Origin of the sequence: Xanthomonas sp. DAR 35659, from assembly GCF_041242975.1 — a bacterium.
Taxonomy (GTDB): domain Bacteria; phylum Pseudomonadota; class Gammaproteobacteria; order Xanthomonadales; family Xanthomonadaceae; genus Xanthomonas_A; species Xanthomonas_A medicagonis.
In genome coordinates this window covers 4,113,795-4,131,006 of the sequence record NZ_CP162488.1, presented here as the reverse complement: position 1 = coordinate 4,131,006, position 17,212 = coordinate 4,113,795, and the positions used below count along the sequence as shown (strand labels likewise).

The 17,212-nt window shown below is 63.6% G+C and carries 22 protein-coding genes, 1 tRNA gene and 1 other RNA gene; 16 read left to right on the top strand and 8 right to left on the bottom strand.

Annotated features, from left to right (window positions below):
- Positions 1-109: 109 nt before the first annotated feature.
- Entirely contained in the window at positions 110-814 is a 705-nt protein-coding gene (locus AB3X07_RS17325; protein ID WP_145701570.1) for a PP2C family protein-serine/threonine phosphatase, read from the bottom strand.
- Between the two features lie 195 nt (positions 815-1,009).
- Between AB3X07_RS17325 and AB3X07_RS17320 the strand changes: the two genes are divergently transcribed.
- Together AB3X07_RS17320 and AB3X07_RS17315 are read left to right on the top strand one after the other, a co-directional pair.
- Positions 1,010-1,100 (top strand) — tRNA-Ser (locus AB3X07_RS17320).
- 117 nt (positions 1,101-1,217) lie between these two features.
- Positions 1,218-1,622, top strand: coding sequence for a DUF6165 family protein (locus tag AB3X07_RS17315; RefSeq protein WP_369939926.1), 405 nt, complete (start codon positions 1,218-1,220; stop codon positions 1,620-1,622).
- A gap of 48 nt (positions 1,623-1,670) precedes the next feature.
- On the opposite strand, the gene AB3X07_RS17310 is transcribed toward AB3X07_RS17315, so the two are convergent.
- Positions 1,671-1,928 (bottom strand): DUF2798 domain-containing protein, encoded by a 258-nt coding sequence (locus AB3X07_RS17310; RefSeq protein WP_369939925.1) that lies wholly within the window; start codon positions 1,926-1,928, stop codon positions 1,671-1,673.
- A 194-nt stretch (positions 1,929-2,122) separates the two neighbouring features.
- Positions 2,123-3,172, bottom strand: a complete 1,050-nt coding sequence (locus tag AB3X07_RS17305; protein WP_369939924.1) for a glycosyltransferase family 9 protein — start codon at positions 3,170-3,172, stop codon at positions 2,123-2,125.
- A 20-nt stretch (positions 3,173-3,192) separates the two neighbouring features.
- Here AB3X07_RS17305 and AB3X07_RS17300 point away from each other — a divergent pair, with 20 nt between their 5' ends.
- Genes AB3X07_RS17300 through AB3X07_RS17270 form a run of 7 tightly spaced genes read left to right on the top strand, consistent with a single transcriptional unit; the run spans position 3,193 to position 7,322 of the window.
- Positions 3,193-3,942 carry a 3-deoxy-D-manno-octulosonic acid kinase gene (locus AB3X07_RS17300; protein ID WP_369939923.1) on the top strand — a complete coding sequence of 250 codons (750 nt, stop codon included), beginning with the start codon at positions 3,193-3,195 and terminating at the stop codon, positions 3,940-3,942.
- Positions 3,942-4,697: an MBL fold metallo-hydrolase gene (locus AB3X07_RS17295; protein ID WP_369939921.1), complete on the top strand. Its 756-nt coding sequence runs from the start codon at positions 3,942-3,944 to the stop codon at positions 4,695-4,697. The genes AB3X07_RS17300 and AB3X07_RS17295 overlap by 1 nt, the downstream gene beginning before the upstream one ends.
- On the top strand, positions 4,694-5,722 hold the full coding sequence (gene moaA, locus AB3X07_RS17290) for a GTP 3',8-cyclase MoaA (protein ID WP_369939919.1): 1,029 nt from the start codon (positions 4,694-4,696) through the stop codon (positions 5,720-5,722). Before AB3X07_RS17295 ends, moaA begins: the two co-directional genes overlap by 4 nt.
- Before the next feature lie 4 nt (positions 5,723-5,726).
- The gene (locus tag AB3X07_RS17285) at positions 5,727-6,104 is read left to right on the top strand and encodes a DUF4440 domain-containing protein (RefSeq protein WP_369939918.1); all 378 of its coding nucleotides are present in this window, start codon (positions 5,727-5,729) and stop codon (positions 6,102-6,104) included.
- 28 nt (positions 6,105-6,132) lie between these two features.
- A complete protein-coding gene (moaC, locus tag AB3X07_RS17280; protein WP_369939916.1) occupies positions 6,133-6,648 on the top strand; it encodes a cyclic pyranopterin monophosphate synthase MoaC in 516 nt (171 codons plus the stop codon).
- Positions 6,645-6,890 carry a MoaD/ThiS family protein gene (locus AB3X07_RS17275; RefSeq protein ID WP_369939915.1) on the top strand — a complete coding sequence of 82 codons (246 nt, stop codon included), beginning with the start codon at positions 6,645-6,647 and terminating at the stop codon, positions 6,888-6,890. Before moaC ends, AB3X07_RS17275 begins: the two co-directional genes overlap by 4 nt.
- A 3-nt stretch (positions 6,891-6,893) precedes the next feature.
- Positions 6,894-7,322 (top strand): molybdenum cofactor biosynthesis protein MoaE, encoded by a 429-nt coding sequence (locus tag AB3X07_RS17270; protein WP_369939914.1) that lies wholly within the window; start codon positions 6,894-6,896, stop codon positions 7,320-7,322.
- A gap of 119 nt (positions 7,323-7,441) precedes the next feature.
- Here the strand turns inward: AB3X07_RS17270 and ffs are convergent.
- An RNA gene (gene ffs, locus AB3X07_RS17265) (signal recognition particle sRNA small type) lies at positions 7,442-7,538 on the bottom strand.
- Between the two features lie 1,156 nt (positions 7,539-8,694).
- On the opposite strand from ffs, the gene AB3X07_RS17260 reads away from it, so the two are divergent.
- The 4 genes from AB3X07_RS17260 to AB3X07_RS17245 all read left to right on the top strand — a co-directional run bounded on the left by AB3X07_RS17260 (position 8,695) and on the right by AB3X07_RS17245 (position 11,767).
- On the top strand, positions 8,695-9,627 hold the full coding sequence (locus AB3X07_RS17260) for a hypothetical protein (protein ID WP_369939913.1): 933 nt from the start codon (positions 8,695-8,697) through the stop codon (positions 9,625-9,627).
- A gap of 129 nt (positions 9,628-9,756) precedes the next feature.
- Complete coding sequence (locus AB3X07_RS17255; protein ID WP_369939911.1) at positions 9,757-10,161, top strand: H-NS histone family protein; 405 nt, start codon at positions 9,757-9,759, stop codon at positions 10,159-10,161.
- A gap of 189 nt (positions 10,162-10,350) precedes the next feature.
- Positions 10,351-11,007, top strand: a complete 657-nt coding sequence (locus AB3X07_RS17250) for a hypothetical protein (RefSeq protein ID WP_369939910.1) — start codon at positions 10,351-10,353, stop codon at positions 11,005-11,007.
- A gap of 427 nt (positions 11,008-11,434) precedes the next feature.
- Complete coding sequence (locus AB3X07_RS17245) at positions 11,435-11,767, top strand: hypothetical protein (protein ID WP_369939909.1); 333 nt, start codon at positions 11,435-11,437, stop codon at positions 11,765-11,767.
- A gap of 115 nt (positions 11,768-11,882) precedes the next feature.
- On the opposite strand, the gene AB3X07_RS17240 is transcribed toward AB3X07_RS17245, so the two are convergent.
- Complete coding sequence (locus AB3X07_RS17240; protein ID WP_369939908.1) at positions 11,883-12,623, bottom strand: DNA/RNA non-specific endonuclease; 741 nt, start codon at positions 12,621-12,623, stop codon at positions 11,883-11,885.
- Between the two features lie 684 nt (positions 12,624-13,307).
- Here AB3X07_RS17240 and AB3X07_RS17235 point away from each other — a divergent pair.
- Positions 13,308-13,979 (top strand): hypothetical protein, encoded by a 672-nt coding sequence (locus AB3X07_RS17235; protein WP_369939907.1) that lies wholly within the window; start codon positions 13,308-13,310, stop codon positions 13,977-13,979.
- 64 nt (positions 13,980-14,043) lie between these two features.
- On the opposite strand, the gene AB3X07_RS17230 is transcribed toward AB3X07_RS17235, so the two are convergent.
- The 3 genes from AB3X07_RS17230 to AB3X07_RS17220 are packed head-to-tail and all read right to left on the bottom strand — an operon-like array spanning position 14,044 to position 15,548.
- On the bottom strand, positions 14,044-14,424 hold the full coding sequence (locus tag AB3X07_RS17230; RefSeq protein WP_369939906.1) for a hypothetical protein: 381 nt from the start codon (positions 14,422-14,424) through the stop codon (positions 14,044-14,046).
- Positions 14,421-14,735 (bottom strand): hypothetical protein, encoded by a 315-nt coding sequence (locus AB3X07_RS17225; protein WP_369939904.1) that lies wholly within the window; start codon positions 14,733-14,735, stop codon positions 14,421-14,423. Before AB3X07_RS17225 ends, AB3X07_RS17230 begins: the two co-directional genes overlap by 4 nt.
- 48 nt (positions 14,736-14,783) lie before the next feature.
- Positions 14,784-15,548, bottom strand: a complete 765-nt coding sequence (locus AB3X07_RS17220) for a hypothetical protein (RefSeq protein ID WP_369939903.1) — start codon at positions 15,546-15,548, stop codon at positions 14,784-14,786.
- A 129-nt stretch (positions 15,549-15,677) separates the two neighbouring features.
- On the opposite strand from AB3X07_RS17220, the gene AB3X07_RS17215 reads away from it, so the two are divergent.
- Both AB3X07_RS17215 and dndC read left to right on the top strand, forming a co-directional pair.
- Positions 15,678-15,974, top strand: a complete 297-nt coding sequence (locus AB3X07_RS17215) for a helix-turn-helix domain-containing protein (protein ID WP_184411863.1) — start codon at positions 15,678-15,680, stop codon at positions 15,972-15,974.
- 101 nt (positions 15,975-16,075) lie between these two features.
- The gene (gene dndC, locus AB3X07_RS17210; protein WP_369939902.1) at positions 16,076-17,206 is read left to right on the top strand and encodes a DNA phosphorothioation system sulfurtransferase DndC; all 1,131 of its coding nucleotides are present in this window, start codon (positions 16,076-16,078) and stop codon (positions 17,204-17,206) included.
- The last annotated feature ends 6 nt before the right edge of the window (positions 17,207-17,212 follow it).

Sequence of the window (17,212 nt, the reverse complement as noted above, 5' to 3'; positions counted from 1 at the left end):
CCTGGAAATTCAGAAGTAAAGACGGCACCGCGCGGGACTTGCCGTGGCGCCCGACGCCGATCGCCGCACGGCGCAGCGGCCAGCGACGGCCATGCTGTCGCCGCCGGGCTCAGTGGCAGCGCACCAGGATCGCGGTGATGTTGTCCGAGCCGCCGCCGTCCAGCGCCGCGGCGACCAGCGTGTCCACGCATTCCTGGGCGCTGCAGTCGTCGTGGCCGAGTGTGGCGGCGATGCCTGGGTCGTCCACTTCCTCGGTCAGTCCGTCGCTGCACAGCAGCAACTGCATGCCCGGGCGCAGTTCGCCGGTCATCGTGGCCACGTTGAGGTGCAGCGGGTCGGTGACGCCCAGCGCCTGGGTCACCACGTTGCGGTGCGGATGCGCGCGCGCCTGCTCGGCGGTCAGCGCGCCCTGCGCGATCAGTTCCTGCACGTAGCTGTGGTCCTGGCTGAGCTGGGCCAGCTTGCCGTCGCGCCACAGGTAGGCGCGGCTGTCGCCGACCCAGGCCACTTCGAAGCGGTTGCCCTGCACGCGCGCGGCGACCACGGTGGTGCCCATCGGCAAGGTGTCGTTGCGCCGCCGCGAGGCGCGGATGATCTCCTCGTCGGCGATGCGGATCGCCTGCGCCAGCGGGGTGCCGCCGCGCACTTCGCGCACGATGGCCTCGCGCGCCAGCGCACTGGCCACTTCGCCGCAGGCATGGCCGCCCATGCCGTCGGCGACCAGCCACAGGCCCAGTTCGTTGTCGCCGTAATAGGTGTCCTCGTTGAGTTCGCGGCGCAGGCCGACGTGGGTGAGGTGTCCGAATTCGATCATTGCGTGCCCGCGGCTGGCCCGGCGTCCTGTCATTCAAACGGCATCATCGCGGTCGAGCGGACATCAGGCAATCGTCGCCGGCGGCGCGCGGCAAGCGGGGTTCATGCTGGGGTAGAGGGCGGCGCGCGACGCGGCGCTTGTCCGCGCGCGGCGGGAACCGTATGATGCACGCCCCCGGTCCGCCGGGGACCACCCGGGAAGGTGGCAGAGCGGTTGAATGTACCTGACTCGAAATCAGGCAGGCGTTTATAGCGCCTCGGGGGTTCGAATCCCCCCCTTCCCGCCAGCTTTCGCAGAAGACCCCGTCCGGGGTCTTTTGTTTTTGCAGTCCACGCGCGCCGCGCCGACATGGCGTTAAGGCCGGCCCGCTACACTTTCCCTCACTTCCCGCCTGGGTGTTTCCATGTCCGAAATCCTCGTCCCCGTGTCCTTCGGCGAACTGCTCGACAAGATCGCCATCCTGCAGATCAAGTCCGAGCGCATGGGCGATGCGGCCAAGCTGGCCAACGTGCGCGCGGAGCTGTCGGCGCTGGAAAAGACCTGGATGGCGCACCCGGCCGCCAGCGGCGATGTCGCCCGCCTGCGCCTGGAACTGAAGGCCGTGAACGAGCGCCTGTGGGTGATCGAGGACGAGATCCGGCTCAAGGAGCAGGCGCAGGCCTTCGACGAGGAATTCATCAAGTTGGCGCGCAGCGTGTATTACGAAAACGACGAGCGCGCGCGGATCAAGAAGGAAATCAACCTCGCGCTGGGCTCCAGCTACGTGGAAGAGAAGTCCTACCAGGACTACCGCGGCAGCGCGTCCTGAGGCAAAGGACCGGGAGACGTCGCCGCCTCCCGGTGAAGTGCGCCCGGCTCAGGCGCGGGCGACGAGCAGCGCGGTCAGCCGGCGCACCAGCGGCAACGCCAGCAGCAGGGTGGGGAAGGCGATCAGCCACGACAACGCCCAGGCGCCCAGCCACAGCGCGCCGACGCCCGGCGCCAGGCCGACCGTGCGCAGGGTACTGATCATCGACACCACGCAGGTCATCAGGATCGACAACAACAACGGCATCACCCAGCCGGCATGGCGGGGATGCAGCTTGCGCGGGAACACACGAGGGGAACGAGACATGGTGCGGACTCCGTAAGCCGGTCGGGCAAAGGCGCCACCCGCGCGCCGCGGCGCTGACGGGAAACGGCCCCGGACGAATCCGGCGCGGTTGGCGCGTTGCTTGACGTAAACGCTTACGGCGGCGCCCGCAGACCCAGACGGTGGAGGACGTGCCCGGCGATGGTAAGGCGGCGCGCAGGCCGCGCACAAGCGGCTCAGCCGCCGTGGTCGGCGCGGTAGCGCTCGAACGCGGCGATCGCCTCGTCCACCCCGATCAGCGCCATCACCCCGTCGAACTCGATCTTGCTGCCCCATTTCAGGCGCTCGGCCGGCTTGCCGAGGTATTTGCGCGCCGCCGCGTCGTACTTGTCCACGCAGTAGCGGATGTCCGAATACGGGCCGCTGCGACGCGGGTTGCTGGCCGCGTGCAGGCCCAGCACCTTGCTGCCGACGGCGTTGGCGATGTGCATCGGGCCGGAATCGGGGGTCATCACCAGCGCGGCGCGTTGCAGCAGCGCCGGCAGCTGCTTGAGCGTATCGCGGCCGACCAGGTCCAGCAGCGGCGCGCGCGCGGCCGCGAGGATGGCGTCGGCGGTGCTGCGCTCCAGGTCGCTGCGCCCGCCGCACAGCACCACCCGCCAGCCCTGCGCGGCGGCGTGGTCGGCGACCGCGGCGTAGCGGTCGGCGTACCAGTTGCGGCGGACGTGGCTGGAACACGGCGAGATCAGCAGCGTCGGGCGGCCGTCGTCGGGCCATTGCGCCTGCGCCCAGGCCTGCGCGTCGGCGGGAATCGGCAGGTCCCAGCGCACCTCGGTCTGGCGCAGCCCCAGCGGTTCGCAGAAGCTGCCGATCGCGTCGAGCACATGGATGCCGGGGCGATCGGGGATGCGTTCGTTGACGAACAGCCCGTGCAGGTCCTTGGAGCGGCTGCGGTCGTAGCCGATGCGGCGGCGCGCGCGCACGAACGCCGACAACACGTTGGCGCGCAGCGCCACCTGCATCTGCAGCAGGGCATCGAAGCCCTGCGCCGGCAGTTCGCGGCGCAGCGCGCGCATGCCGGCCATGCCGCTGCGCTTGTCGTAGTCGTGGAAGACCACCCCGGGCAGGCCGTCGAGCAGCTTGTGCCCGGCCTTGTCGATGATCCAGTGCAGCGGCGGCGCGGCGGGCCAGGCGCGTTGCAGGGTCCGCACCAGCGGCACCACGTGGGTCACGTCCCCCAACGCGGACAGGCGCAACAGGCACAGCGAAGGAAGCGTTGCTGCCATGGTGTTGTTAGACTCGCTGAATGGTTGCATTCGACGCCACCGAAGCGCTGACGCCGTACCGCGAGGGCCGCGGCTATGGCGCCATTCTGTTCGACCGCCAACGGCTGCGGCAAGCCGAGCCGGGGCTGTTCTCGGCCGCGCACTGGGGCGAGCGCGCGCGGCTGGTGGACGCGGGCGGACGCGGCAGCGCCTGGTTCGTCGATGCCCCGTTCGGTGCCTGCCTGCTGCGCCAGTACCGGCGCGGCGGAGTGGTCGCCAAGCTCAGTCGCGACCGCTACCTGTGGACCGGCGCCGACCGCACCCGCAGCTTCGCCGAGTTCCGGCTGATGCGCGCGCTGATCGCGCGCAAGCTGCCGGTGCCGCGGCCGCTGGCCGCCTGCTACCTGCGCCAGGGTCTGCGCTACCGCGCCGCCATCCTGATGGAGCGGCTGGAGGGCGTGCGCTCGCTGGCCGACCGCGCCCATGTCGCTGGCCGCGGCGCGCCATGGGAGGAGGCCGGACGGCTGATCGCGCGCTTCCATCGCGCCGGACTGGATCACGCCGATCTCAATGCGCACAACATCCTGTTCGACGGCAACGGCCGCGGCTGGCTGATCGATTTCGACCGCGGCGTGCTGCGCATCCCGGCCACGCGCTGGCGCGAGCGCAATCTCAAGCGCCTGCACCGCTCGCTGCTGAAGCTGCGCGGCGCTCGCAGCGTCGACGAGGTCGAGAAGGACTACGCGCGCCTGCGCCGCGCCTACGACCTGGCCTGGAACCGGGGTTACTGATGCGCTGGGCGCTGCGCTTCCAGGGCGTCGGCAATGCCTCGGCGGTGGCGCTGGGCTCGCCGATGGCCACGATCGAGCGCGACGGCGCGCCGTGGCTGAGCATCGACTGCGGCGGCGAGGGGCTGAGCGCCTACCAGGCGCACTACGGGGCGATGCCGCAGGCGCTGTTTGTGACCCATGTGCACCTGGACCATGTGGCCGGGTTCGAGCGCTTGTTCGTGGACGCCTATTTTTCCGCGCGGCGCGGCAAGGTGCGGCTGTACGTGCCCGCGCCGGTGGTGCCGCTGCTGCACCGGCGCATCGGCGACTACCCGAACGTGCTGGCCGAGGGCGGCGCCAACTTCTGGGACGCGTTCCAGCTGATCGCGGTCGGCGACGCGTTCTGGCACGACGGGGTGCGGCTGGAGGTGTTCCCGGCGCGCCACCACTGGCCGGAGACCGCCTACGGGCTGCGCCTGCCGGGCGCGCTGGCGTGGAGCGGGGATACCCGGCCGATCCCGGAAATGCTGAGCCGTTATGCCGGCGACGGCGAATTGGTCGCGCACGACTGCAGTCTTCACGGCAACCCGTCGCATACTGGCGTGGACGACCTGGAGCGGGAGTATCCCGCCGAGCTGCGGCAACGCATGATCCTGTACCACTACGCCAGCGCCGAGGATGCCCAGGCCCTGCGCGCGCGCGGCCACCGCGTGGCGCGGCCGGGCGAGTGCGTGGCGCTGGATGCGCCGCGCCCGTCGCAGGTGCTCCTGCCATGAGCGCGGTGCTGCGCCCGCCGCTGCCGGCCGCGCCGGTGGACGGGCTGGGGCGGCCGTTGCGCGACCTGCGCCTGTCGGTGATCGAGGCCTGCAACTTCCGCTGCGGCTACTGCATGCCGGCCGACAAGGTGCCCGACGACTACGGCTTCGACGCTGCATCGCGCCTGTCGTTCGAGCAGATCGAAACCCTGGTGCGCGGCTTCGTGCGCAACGGCGTCACCAAGTTGCGCCTGACCGGCGGCGAGCCGCTGTTGCGGCGCGACCTGCCGGAACTGGTGCGGCGCCTGGCGCGCATCCCTGGTTTGGACGACCTGGCCATGACCACCAACGGCGCGCTGCTGGCGCGGCATGCGCAGGCGCTGCGCGCGGCCGGGCTGCGTCGGGTCACGGTGAGCCTGGACGCGATCGATCCGGCGGTGTTCCGGCACATGAGCGGGCAGCGCGGCGAGATCGCGCAGGTGCTGGCGGGGATCGACGCGACGGCGGCGGCCGGGCTGCCGGTCAAGATCAACTGCGTGGTCCAGCGCGGCATCAACGACGACCAGGTCCTGCCGCTGCTGGCGCACTTCCGCGGCAGCGGCCATGTGCTGCGTTTCATCGAATACATGGACGTGGGCACCTGCAACGCCTGGCGCCGCGAGCGCGTGGTGCCATCGGCCGAATTGCGCGAGCGCATCGCCGCACGCTGGCCGTTGCGCGCGCTGGATCCGCACTATGCCGGCGAGGTCGCCGCGCGGCATGCCTTCGCCGACGGCGGCGGCGAGATCGGTTTCGTCAGTTCGGTCAGTGCGCCGTTCTGCGGCGATTGCCACCGCGCCCGGGTCTCGGCCGACGGTCAGCTCTACACCTGCCTGTTTGCGGCCGCCGGCACCGATCTGAAGCCGGCGCTGGCCGGCGGCGAGGACGTGCTGGCCGAGCGCGTGCGCGGAGTGTGGGGCGGGCGCGGCGATCGCTACAGCGAAGTGCGCGGCGATGCGCGCGCATCGCGCGGCAAGCACGTCGAGATGTTCCTGATCGGCGGATGAGCGCGTGGACGAATCGCTGAAGAGCCAGTTGGTCGCGCTGGAGCTGGCGTTGCTGGAGCCGGCGACACGCGCGTCGGCCGCGCGCCTGGCGGCGCTGCTCGACGACGCATTCGTCGAGTTCGGCGCATCGGGGCGGCGCATCGACAAGCAGCGCGTGCTGCAGGAACTGCCGGCAGAGGCCGCCGGCACGCGTTATCGCGCCATGGACCTGCAGGCCTGCTTGCTGGCGCCGGATCTGGCGCAGTTGCGCTATCGCAGCGAGCGCAGTGATGGCACGGGCGTGCCGCCGCGGCAGGCATGGCGCAGTTCGCTTTGGCGCCACCGCGATGGCGAGTGGCGCATGCTGTTCCACCAGGGCACGCCGATTCCCGGCGACCTCTGACCAGGCCGTGGGAGCGGCAACGCAGCCTATGAGCGAAACCCAAGCCAAGTACGCGGTGACGGCGAACAAGCGGCTGACCCATCTGGATCCGCAGGGATTGCCGACCATGGTCGACGTCTCGGACAAGACCGCCACCGCGCGCGCCGCGGTCGCCGAGGCGCGGGTGCGTTTCCCGGCTGCGGTGGCCGCGCAACTGCGCGCCGACGCGCTGCGCAGCGCCAAGGGCGGTATCGTCGACACCGCGGTGATCGCCGGCACCATGGCGGTCAAGCGCACCCACGAACTGATCCCGTTCTGCCATCCGCTGCCGATCGACGGCTGCCGCTTCGCGATCGACTGGGCCTCGCCGCAGGTGCTGCGCATCGCATGCACGGTGCGCACCGTGCACCGCACCGGCGTGGAGATGGAGGCGCTGACCGGCGCCAGCGTCGCCGCGCTGACCGTCTACGACATGTGCAAGGCGCTGACCCACGCGATGACCATCGGCCCGGTGCGCCTGCTCGGCAAGCGCGGCGGCAAGCGCGACGTCGGGAGCGTGGCATGAGCGTCAGCGTGACCGTGCTGTATTTCGCCAGCCTGCGCGAGGCCGCGGGGATCGAACGCGAGCAGGTGCGCAGCGCGGCCGCCGACCTGCGCGCGCTGTACGCCGAACTCGATGCGCGGCACGGCCTGCGCTGGCCGCCGCAACGCCTGCGCGTGGCCGTGGACGGCGCGTTCGCGCGCTGGGACGATGCGCTGCGCGACGGCAGCGAAGTGGTGTTCATTCCGCCGGTGTCGGGAGGCTGAGCGATGCAGATGCCGCACCGTTTCCATCTGGCCGATAGCGCCCTCGACATCGCCGCGCTGCGCGCGCCGCTTGCGCATGCCCAGGCCGGCGCCTACGCCAGCTTCGAAGGCTGGGTGCGCGACCACAACGACGGCCGCGCGGTCGACGGCCTGCGCTACGAGGCCTACGCGGCGCTGGCCGAGGCCGAGGGCCGGCGCATCGCCGACGAAGCCCTGGCCCGCTTCGACATCCTCGACCTGCGCTGCGTGCACCGCGTCGGCGACCTGGCGATCGGCGACCTGGCGGTGTGGGTGGGCGTGGCCGCGGCGCACCGCGGCGCCGCGTTCGACGCCTGCCGCTACGTGATCGACGAGGTCAAGGCACGCGTGCCGATCTGGAAGCACGAACGCTATCGCGAGGGCGATGCCGGGTGGCTGCATCCGGACGCGTAGCGCCTGTCCCTGTCCCTGTCCCTGTCGTGGCGGGTCATGGCGCAAGAACATCCACGGGCGGCGCTGGGCACGGCACACGATGAATGCGCCGATGTGGCAGAGCTTGAGAGGGGGTGGTAACCCCGCCGGCTGACCTCGGCGCCCGCATCGATCGATACCGTTGCTGCCTTCCGGCCCTGGCGGGGTTTTCGATCTAGCGTCGCGAGGGGCCGACGGGGCCACCATAGAGACGAAACCGCGCCAGTGGCGCGGTCTTTACCCTTTGAACTCTTTCGCCAACGGCAAAGAAGTTCTACGAGGGAAGCGCAATTCGAATCTGGCGGAGAGAGGGGGATCGACTGATCCCGATCCAACTTCCTGACTCTCCTACAGGACGCAAACCAGGGATGTGGCCTGACTTGTGAACCGCCATTGTAGCGGGTCCGGTGTTCCCACCGCTAGCCTGAAAGGGGACGGACGCCACGGCTTCAGTGTGTAGTGCCGGACTGTGCTCGGATCTCGCGGACACCACCGAGGCGCGCAGTTCTCAAGCCTAGAGGGGAAGGGGGAAGGTCGAACTACCAGACTCTTTCACGCCGGAGAGATCAAGCTATTCCCAGAACTCAGCTTCGACGCCAAGAACGGCCCGGCTGGTCGGACCCAGCACGCCTTCTCACGCTACCTGGTGAAGCTGGGCATCAAGGCGCGCGGCGGCGGCAGAGTGGGGCACCACAGCTTCCGAGACACGGCCATCGGCGCGCTGAAGGCCGCTGGGGTCCACTGGGAGATGCGAGAGGAATACACGGGGCACGAGTTGTCCGATCGGCAGGAGCATGCCCATGCGTATGAGACGGAGTTCAGTCCTCGGGCGTTGGCTGAGGCTTGTCATTCGGCGTCGAGGTGGTCAGCGGGCTTAAACGCACTCGATGTGAGCGAACTTGGAGTTGATTGATGCTAACTAACAATTGACCGCCATTGAGAGCCAGGCGGTGCACTGTCATTGTCACGGATGGCTTCTAGAGAAGCTGGCCAAATGTTCGCTTACATCGCGGCTTGGCGCTAATGCTAAATGCCTTAGCAATCAGTTATTTGCGTATCCGCCGAAGTCTGTTAGGATTACAGGCAAGGGCGGGTCATTGCCGATTCGTATGAGGCGAAGTCCATGAGTAGGAAAAGTGAATCTACGGTCGAGTTGTTGAAGCGCGCTCTGGATCGAGAGTTCTCTGAGAAGTCAGTCTCTTATGTCTCGTTCCAAGGCAATCATCTTGAATTAGATCTCATGGGCTTTCTTTCCTCAGCCGCAGGACGTAGTGCGCTGAAAGCTGAGGTTGAATCAGCTAAGCGGGTACCGTTGGCGCCAATTGGGAAGATTGTGGCTGGCAGCTAAGCTGCCATGCCCTATAATATACTTCTCCTGCCATTGCTGGCAGGTTATCTTTTTTTGTCCCAAAGTCGGCTGAGAGCCTACGCGACCGCGCGCTTGCCTAAGGATCAATTGCTTCTAGCCGCCGCTGCCCATGGGTTTTTGTTTCTGTTAGTCAGCAGAATTACTTGCTATGGGCTCTTGCAGACAGATTGGGGTTTGGCTTTTGCAAAAATTCTTCATAGGGCTGCTCCTTTTGACTTTATTGGAACTGCCCTGGGGACGCTGATATTTGCAGGTTTGCTAATTACTTTCAGTAATACCTTCGTTAGTGAGAGGGTCGCGGGGTTCTGGTTATATCATCGAAGGGAGCTTGACCCTTTAACGCGTATTCTCTGGAGTAGCAGTGTAGGCGCAGAGGCTGTACTGCCAAAGGGCGTTTTCTTTTTTACTTTGACGTTAGCTAAGAAAATGCTTCGCTTTTTTTGGAAGGAGATTGGGCTGGTTAAGTTCCTAAAGACTCCTCTGGGAGAGCTTCCAGAGATTTTAGCAATTTTGCGAACCCGCGGATTAGAGTTCTCTGGATTGGCTCACGGCGAGCCAAAGACCATCATGGTTAACATGAAGGATGGCAAGGTTTTAGTAGGTTATGTGATCGATCTTCCTACTAATAACCCCAGTGTTGATTTTGTGACTGTTTCTCCATTGTGGACAGGATATAGAGACAGCGCTAACCAAGTTCTGAAGTCTGTGGATTATTCGCGGGCATTTGAAGCGGCAAGTGAGAAGCCTAATAGTGCTGAAGATCCCGCAATTTTTGCTCGGGTGATTAGGAGCGGTGACATATCCTCCGTGTCGGTTTTCAGTAAGGGTGCGTTTGATATTCAAAGCTCGTTAAAGCTCTCTGAGTTGCCAAAGAAGCAAGGGCTTTTTACAAGGCTGATCTCTGCTTTTCGTGGCTAGGAGGCCTTATCTACATCCGATTGCTGTGCTCTCACCTGCGACCTAAGTCGCCGTTACAGTTTATGCCAAACATGGCTTCTGTGTGGGTGGGAACTGAAGCCCATTTTCTCCAATAGGTAAAAAACACTTATGAGAAACCCCTCCCTGGATTCGATTGTTTCCGCCAAGACCAAGATCGAAGAGGAGCTCCGCAAGCTAGAAGAGCAAGAAGCAGCGCTCCGTCAAGAACAGGCCGCCGCCGCTCTTGCGGAGATCACGAGCCTGCTGTCCCAATACGGCGAGCACTTCACACCTAAGCAGAAGGCGGAACTGGCAATCGCCATCGGCGCCAGCAGTCCGGCCCGTGGCCGCAAGGCTGCCCCTGCTCAGGCCAAGAAGGAGGTCGCCCCCAAATATTGGCTGCCCCATACCCAGGAGACCTGGTCGGGTCGCGGACGCACTCCCTTGGCGTTCAAGGCGTGGGAGGGCACGGCTGCTTATAACCAATGGAAGGCCAGTCACCCGGACGAGAAGTTCCCGAAGTATCCCCGCTGACGCCCACTTGCCGTATGTGACCAAGCTCAAATTGGTTCATTCCGCTGGCCCAGTTCTCTGTTCTGGGTAGGTGGTGGAGCATTTCTAGGTTTCAGGTGCCGTTCCTGATTATGGAATCTGAGATTCAATTGCGAATTCTTCGAATAGTGGCAGTGCCGCCGACAGCCGAATTGGTATCAGGATCTATGTGTGGTAAAAGGCGTCAGCGGTGGCAAGACGCTGCCGATAGGGGGCAACATGAAAGCGATCACAGTGGTGGTTGTTGTTGCTATGGCGAGTGCGGGATGCTCAACCCTCAAAAGCGAGTCCATCAAGCAGCGCGAGGGTGGGAACGAGAAGACGATCGGCACTGTGACGACCTGGAGTCCTGATAAGGCTGCCGCAGTGGTTGTGGGTGGCCAGGTCTGTATGCAGCTCCCAACGCGTCTGGTCAATCTTGGAACCTCTGGAGCTGCCGCGGGCTATGCGGATGTGTCTGGGCAAGGCAAGCTAGGTGGCAGTGGTGCGGGTGACTTCAGGTCGGATGCTACATCGTCTGTCGTCGCTACCGAACGCACAACATTCTTGTCGTTTGGGTTGTTTTACATCTGCCAGATGGCGATGAATGGATCGCTTGACGGCGCCGCGCTGGAGAAGATGCTGAGCATGGTGGTGGCGACCTCGGCCACCCTTAAACCAGCGCCGGCGCAGCCGCCGTCCTTGGTAGTGGCGGAGCACTTAACAATGCAAGTGCCAATACCAACCCCAACCCTAACCCCAGCACAGGCTCCAGTGCCCACGCCGCAGGCCGCAGCACACCAGCTTGTCCCGGTTGTCCCAGTGCCTAGTGATCAACCTCAGCATTGATAGCGACAGCCCATACTTAGGATTTACAGCGCGCCCGTGTCGATTCGGCTGTGATTACCCTGTATGGCACACGGGCGCCATATAGGAGTTTTCTGACGCCGCGGCCCGTGTTCAACTGATTACGAGCCCACATTTCCCATGGCAAGCTGTCTCCATCGTCAAGGCCACTTCACCCACCATGGCTGGGGGACGGGGGCGAGAACCTCCACTTAAGCGCCGACGATCAAGGGCCCCGCATGCGGGGCCTTTGCTTTCGCTCGGCTGGGTTGGGCCTGAGAGCGGTCAGGTGGGGAGGGGCGCGGCTAGCGACTTCGCGGATGCATTTGTCCAATCCTGTAGACGTTTTTCCCGCTCCTCTGGACGGCGCTTGCGGCCCCCTTAGCCCAGAAGTAGCGTCTACTGAGGCGCATCCTCAAGGAACGAAACGATGAAATCCTTCTCCGGAATAGTGGTTGGGGTAGCCATGGTGGCCGCCTGGTTGTCCCCGCTGGCCAAGGCAGCGGACCAGGTGATGAACCCGGCCGACGTCATCCAGGGCATGGGCGAGCGCATCCCCGCCGGCAAAGAAAACGTCAGCCTGTCGCCGCTGTTCAAGGCATACGTCTTCGAGAAAGCGGGGTTGAAATTTGTCCAGATTAACTCGTTGAAGGACGAAGTCATCACCGTCATCGTCGTCACGCCTGGCGCCGAGTCCCGTCTGCCGATCGGCTCTGCCGCGGGCCAGCCGCTGCCCGTGCTCAAGGACGACGCGGCCAGTTGAGTGGATGCCCCCGAAGAGCGGGACTCTCCTCGTAGCTATCCCTTGCCCGCAAAGAGAAAGCCCCAGGTGGTGACCTAGGGCTTTCGAGGAAACGCGTTGCGACACCGGCGCGTGCTTAGCTGAGGTCGCAGTTGCTCGGCAGCGCCCACGTCGAGCTTGGCAGCATGTTCTTCACCGCGGACGACGCCGTGATGCCCACGTTGCTGGCGCCTATGAGCTCTTCCAGGTCGGCGATCGAGACGATGTATTCGTCCAGGCTGCCCAGGCCGGTCTGGTTGGGAATGATCCAACTGATGGCCTTCTCGGCGCCCGTGCTTGGGTCGGTCGTGATGATGGTCTTCCAGAAATACTCGGGCGTGCGAATGCCGTGGCTGGAGAGGAAGTAATCGTTGGATGTGTCGCCGAAGACCACCCCGCCGTAGACCTTCACTGGCTTGATGTCGCGGTAGCACTCGGCGACGTTCTCCGCCTGCACCCAGATTCCCTGGTTGAAGCCCGACACTTGCGGCACGATGTTCGACATCAGGTTGGCGCGAACGATGTAGGTCGAGTTGTAGTCCATGTGGTTGGACGTGACCAGGTGGCCACGGTCGTATCCCGAGCGCACGCTGGCATAAGACTTCGTCGAGGTCTGGCCGCCGCAGCCGCTCGGCAAAGTGGTGTCGAGGTTGAAGTCGGATGGGCGAGCCGCGGAGCCGGTGTCCGCGTTGAGCGAGTATTCGTAGCGCGTGGCCGTGTGGGCGGTACAGTCGTAGGTCAGGATGAAGCCGCCCTTGTTGAGCGTGACGACCTGGGCCTGAGCAGCGGCGCTGAACGTGGTGAGCAGGAATACGGCGAGGAAGATCCGGAATCGCATAGCGGCACATCTCCATGTGTTTTTTGGGGACGCACGAACCCCACGGGCACGGAACGGGGCCGTTGCCTGTTGAAGGACGCGCAAGTTGACGGAGGTGAAGCAGACAGCGAGAGCTGGCCCGGTTGGCCAGTGTGGTGGGGGATACAACCACCGCGCCCCTTTTGCCACGGAGTGGCACGCGGTGAGCACAGATATCTAACAGAGCGCCGCCGGGGTCAACCGTGGATTGGCCAAGGTGTGACCTGGTCCCAAGACGTCATCGCTGTAAAACGGCATCCACAGCGATGCAACAAGGGCAGGCTATGGAGCAAAAGAAAGCTCGGATTGCCCGGGCTTCTCTGATGCGACTGCGCTTTCGGAATCAACGGGCCAACTGCTCCCACATCACGAGCAGAGTGATCGGCAATCAACTCTGGTGCGAAGGTCCAAGAAGGTTCCGTCAGGGCTAGTTGCTCATGCCCCATAGCAGCGGCCGGTCAGGCCCCCGGAGGTGCTCCTTTCGCACGCGCCATCAGCAGTCTCCAGCCAGCTTTTCAACCGCCCTAACGAGGCTCTTCTGTCCAGCGAAGAGAGGCTCCGCGCCGCATGGAAATTGTCACACAAAATTTTTGTATGACAAGTTGACATGTGTGACGATGTGGCTTAGATTCACCGTGTGCATAGCGCACTAAGCAGGACACGAAGATGGACAGTGAGGCGGCAAAACGAGCTTTGAGCGTCCGGTTGCCACCGGATCTCATGAAGGCATACACAGGGCTAATTGAGGGCGCTGGATTAAAGGTCAGCGAAAATATTAGAACTTATGTAAAGGCATTGATTGGACAGTTTTTAGAGTTGGAAGAAAAGGAGCCATTGGAAGTTGAGGTTCTTTTTAACTGGAGGCAATTCAAACCAGGCGACCCTTATCCTGAGAGTGTCGGCGCAGTAATGGTTAAAGTGAATCCGCCAGCTGGATTGACTATGGCTGATTTGGGTGGAATTATCTTTGCTTTGCCTGAGTTTATGGATGGTCGCAGCGAGCCTTACCGTATTGATTCTTACTATTTTCATCGGGCCGCCAGTGCAGGCAGTCTTATTGAAAGTAGTCAGAGAAAACGCAATGTGTTGAGCTTCTCCATGATTGAGGGGCGGTGGCATGGTGGTATATATCGCTACCGGGATGATGTTCCTTTGTCTGTCATAGGGAAGGAAATAGCTCAAGCCTTAGAAAGTGGAATTAAAGCGACTATACGGTGTGCTCAACTTGGGGTTCTCCCCGAGCAGCGCATCCTTACGTCCGGTCAGGTAAGTGAAAGGGAGGCGTATCTAGCAAATATCAAGTTGCCTGAGGAGGACTCTTTCAAGAGCATTAAATGACGCTAGGAGTTTCAGAAAAAGCCCGGCTATGCCGGGCTTTTTTGATGCTGATTCTCTATCGGAATTAGTGGGCCAACTGTTCCCACATCACGAACAGAGCGATCGGCAACCACTTCAGGAAGGCCATGGCCGCCATGCCCATCGTCAGAGCCAGCGGGGTCATCACCCACCACTGGGCCCAGCTGAAGCCCTGGTCGCGCTGCCGAGCCGTGTAGGCGGCGCCCGGGTAGAGCCGCTCTGCTTTACGCAGACCGCGCCGGGCCATGAGCGGTCCGACAAGGAAGCCGAACGGACCCAGGAAGAGCAGGGTCAGCGAGAACCACCAGAAAAACCGGTTGTGGGGCGTCATCACCTTCTTGGGAGCGGCGTGCGGCGCACCGACGCCGGGGAGCGGGTTGGCCACGCCCATCGACGCATGGGCGATCTGATCAGGATGGGTCGTCATTTGGCGTAGGCCCTCCAGGTTCCGGATTCCCGCACATAGCGAAGGTTCTTGCTGACAGGAATAGGCACCTGCCGTCCCTCAATGTTGAGCACGGCTTGGCCGCGCGTGTCGCAGCGGTAGCCCTCGGCGCCTTCCGCTTCCACGCATCCGGTCAGTTCGAAGTTTTGGACGTCGGTGACTTGGCCGGCGCCGCTGTCTTTCAGCAGTTGGACAAAGGCTTCCTTGGCGTTGTCAGAGGAGGGTTTGCCGCTGCAGGCGGTGAGGCCCAGGGCCATGGTCAACGCGACCAGGCCAATCCATGCGTTTTTCATGTCGTTCCTTTGCTGAGGGGTGGGAAAGCGGGCGAGGGTGGGGAACTGCTACTTGTCGCGGTTGCCGTCCGGTTTGAAGCCAGCAATCCAGAGCCGGGCGTCTTTGAAGGGCGTCAGCAGGCCGCTGGCCCCCGGATGCAGATCGGCGGTCTGGATGAACCCTGAGACCCAGGCCACGCGCAGGGCGACGTCGACGGCCCGGTCGGCGACGCCCGGCCGGCTCACGTTGACGACGAAGGGCTGGGCAGGCGGATTGGGGCCGGTGGACCGCTGCGCGCCGGTGTTGGGCTTGCTCGGCAAGACCCTGATGCCGGTCAGGGTGTCCCTCCCTTTCCATAGCGCCGCGTTGTTGAGCTCAGCCGTCTCGCCCAGGTCATCGGTGTCGGTCAGCGGGGCATCTGCGCAAGCCCGGAAGGTCTCGGTGGTCGAGGCAGAGGCGCTGGTCCAAATGCGTGCTTCCACCGTCCAGCAAGGCAGCTTCTGGCCCCACTCGGTGAAAGTGAGCGCGACCCGCGGCCACTCCAGCTTCCCGAGCTCTGATGCTTGGTGGTTGTCGCCCTTGAAGAGGCCGGCGAGCTTCCCGGCGCCGCTGAGGGGCGTGTAGATGGCACCGCTGCCGCTACCGCCAACATGGGCGGTGGACTTGCCGCCTGCGTTCGGCTGGAGGCCGACCATCTGCTTGCCCGCGTCCTTCAGGCTGCCGCCGAGTTGGCGGAAAAAGCCGGGCTTGGGGTCGGAGCCGTCCTGGGCGTGGGCAGTGATGGCCAGCGATGTTGCGAGCAGGGCGGCGCCTGCGATCCGTGCGGTCTTCATGAAATCCCCTGTCTGTGGTTGGAGGGTGCTACATTTCATGAAGAGTCTGCCATGCAGAGGAGGAGCAAGTCATGCTGTTCGACCCCGTTTTCAACTTTCATTCACGTGCCGAAGGCTTCCCCACGCTCTTTGTTCGCTGCCCGCCTCAAGCAGGCCAGGGAACTGCGCGGCATCGCCAGCCAGCGAGCGTTGGGGGTGCTGATGGGGCTTGATAAGAAGTTGGCGAGCAGCCGGGTCAACCGTTACGAGACTGAGGTCAGCGGGATCGACTTGGATGGGCTGGGCCGGCTGGCCGAGGTGTTAGGGGTGCCAATGGCCTACCTTGTCGCAGAAGACGAGGCGACGGCGGACGTGGTGCTGGCCCTCTCACGGTTACCCGCTGATCAGCGGGCCGCCTTGGCTAAAAAGATCGCTCAAGATCTATAGCCCGCAAGGGTTTCGAGCTTCTCCATCCCACCCACGGCGGGTCGCCGCTCCTGGGTCTATGCGACAATTCCACAATGAGTACTGCACGACCACGTCCCCAGATGGACCCTGCCCTTGAGCAGAAGATCCAGCACATCCGTCAGGACATCCGAGAGGAATACCTGGCTGACCATCAACATCCTTGGATCATTGGTTTTTCAGGCGGCAAGGACAGCACGCTTGTAACCCACCTTGTGTTCGAGGTGCTGATGTCCCTTGCGCCTCATGAGCGAACCCGAGAAGTCCACATCGTTTCCAATGACACGCTGGTCGAGAGCCCGCTGGTCATCACCCATATCGCCTCAGTGCAGTCCGAAATCGACCATGCCGCCAATGCGTGGCGGCTGCCGATTCAAGTGGTCACCACCCGGCCAGAAGACGACGCGACGTTCTGGGTGAACCTCATTGGGCGAGGCTACCCGCCGCCCAATCGCTCGTTCCGCTGGTGCACCGACCGCATGAAGATCCAGCCGACCAGTCGATACATTCGCAAACAGGCGGATATGGCCGGTCAAGTGATTCTTCTGCTGGGCGTGCGTCGCTCGGAGAGCGCCACCCGTGCTGCGTCTGTTGCCCGCTACGACAATGGAGAGCGGCTGAATCGCCATAACGACCTGGTCAACTGCATGGTTTTTCGGCCGATTGTTGAACTGTCGACAGACGAGGTATGGGAATACCTGGCGTTCACTCCGCCGCCATGGGGAGGCACCCATGGCGCGCTGATTCAGCTTTACATGGATGCTGGCGCCGCCGAGTGCCCTACTGTTTTGTCTCAGGATGACGCCCCCGGCTGTGGAACCTCCAACTCACGGTTCGGGTGCTGGACCTGCACGGTGGTGGAGAAAGACAAGAGCCTGATGGGGTTTGTGGAGGCTGGCTATGGGGAATTCACACCATTGATTGACTTTCGGGATTGGCTTGCCTCCATTCGTAACGATCCAGAGCGTCGCTTGGCGCGGAGGAGAAATGGCAAGCTGACGGTCACTAACGATGGGGTTTTCATCCCAGGCCCATTCACCCTGGAGACGCGGCAGGAAGTCTTGGACAGGGTTCTAGCCCTGCAAAAAGAGATGAAAAATAAACTCATTGAAGAAGCCGAGATTGTCCGAATTCGCGAGATTTGGGCTGAAGACGCCAGCGTGTTTGCGACTCGCTCTGTGGATGACGCAAGAGCGATCGCAGGTGCGAAGTAAGCGCAC

What these genes read in the sequence shown, in the direction of transcription:
- AB3X07_RS17325 (WP_145701570.1), bottom strand. Translation starts at nt 814, where the DNA reads ATGATCGAATTCGGACACCTCACCCACGTCGGCCTGCGCCGCGAACTC.
- AB3X07_RS17315 (WP_369939926.1), top strand. Translation starts at nt 1,218, where the DNA reads ATGTCCGAAATCCTCGTCCCCGTGTCCTTCGGCGAACTGCTCGACAAG.
- AB3X07_RS17310 (WP_369939925.1), bottom strand. Translation starts at nt 1,928, where the DNA reads ATGTCTCGTTCCCCTCGTGTGTTCCCGCGCAAGCTGCATCCCCGCCAT.
- AB3X07_RS17305 (WP_369939924.1), bottom strand. Translation starts at nt 3,172, where the DNA reads ATGGCAGCAACGCTTCCTTCGCTGTGCCTGTTGCGCCTGTCCGCGTTG.
- AB3X07_RS17300 (WP_369939923.1), top strand. Translation starts at nt 3,193, where the DNA reads ATGGTTGCATTCGACGCCACCGAAGCGCTGACGCCGTACCGCGAGGGC.
- AB3X07_RS17295 (WP_369939921.1), top strand. Translation starts at nt 3,942, where the DNA reads ATGCGCTGGGCGCTGCGCTTCCAGGGCGTCGGCAATGCCTCGGCGGTG.
- moaA (WP_369939919.1), top strand. Translation starts at nt 4,694, where the DNA reads ATGAGCGCGGTGCTGCGCCCGCCGCTGCCGGCCGCGCCGGTGGACGGG.
- moaC (WP_369939916.1), top strand. Translation starts at nt 6,133, where the DNA reads ATGAGCGAAACCCAAGCCAAGTACGCGGTGACGGCGAACAAGCGGCTG.
- AB3X07_RS17275 (WP_369939915.1), top strand. Translation starts at nt 6,645, where the DNA reads ATGAGCGTCAGCGTGACCGTGCTGTATTTCGCCAGCCTGCGCGAGGCC.
- AB3X07_RS17270 (WP_369939914.1), top strand. Translation starts at nt 6,894, where the DNA reads ATGCAGATGCCGCACCGTTTCCATCTGGCCGATAGCGCCCTCGACATC.
- AB3X07_RS17260 (WP_369939913.1), top strand. Translation starts at nt 8,695, where the DNA reads ATGCCCTATAATATACTTCTCCTGCCATTGCTGGCAGGTTATCTTTTT.
- AB3X07_RS17255 (WP_369939911.1), top strand. Translation starts at nt 9,757, where the DNA reads ATGAGAAACCCCTCCCTGGATTCGATTGTTTCCGCCAAGACCAAGATC.
- AB3X07_RS17245 (WP_369939909.1), top strand. Translation starts at nt 11,435, where the DNA reads ATGAAATCCTTCTCCGGAATAGTGGTTGGGGTAGCCATGGTGGCCGCC.
- AB3X07_RS17240 (WP_369939908.1), bottom strand. Translation starts at nt 12,623, where the DNA reads ATGCGATTCCGGATCTTCCTCGCCGTATTCCTGCTCACCACGTTCAGC.
- AB3X07_RS17235 (WP_369939907.1), top strand. Translation starts at nt 13,308, where the DNA reads ATGGACAGTGAGGCGGCAAAACGAGCTTTGAGCGTCCGGTTGCCACCG.
- AB3X07_RS17230 (WP_369939906.1), bottom strand. Translation starts at nt 14,424, where the DNA reads ATGACGACCCATCCTGATCAGATCGCCCATGCGTCGATGGGCGTGGCC.
- AB3X07_RS17225 (WP_369939904.1), bottom strand. Translation starts at nt 14,735, where the DNA reads ATGAAAAACGCATGGATTGGCCTGGTCGCGTTGACCATGGCCCTGGGC.
- AB3X07_RS17220 (WP_369939903.1), bottom strand. Translation starts at nt 15,548, where the DNA reads ATGAAGACCGCACGGATCGCAGGCGCCGCCCTGCTCGCAACATCGCTG.
- dndC (WP_369939902.1), top strand. Translation starts at nt 16,076, where the DNA reads ATGGACCCTGCCCTTGAGCAGAAGATCCAGCACATCCGTCAGGACATC.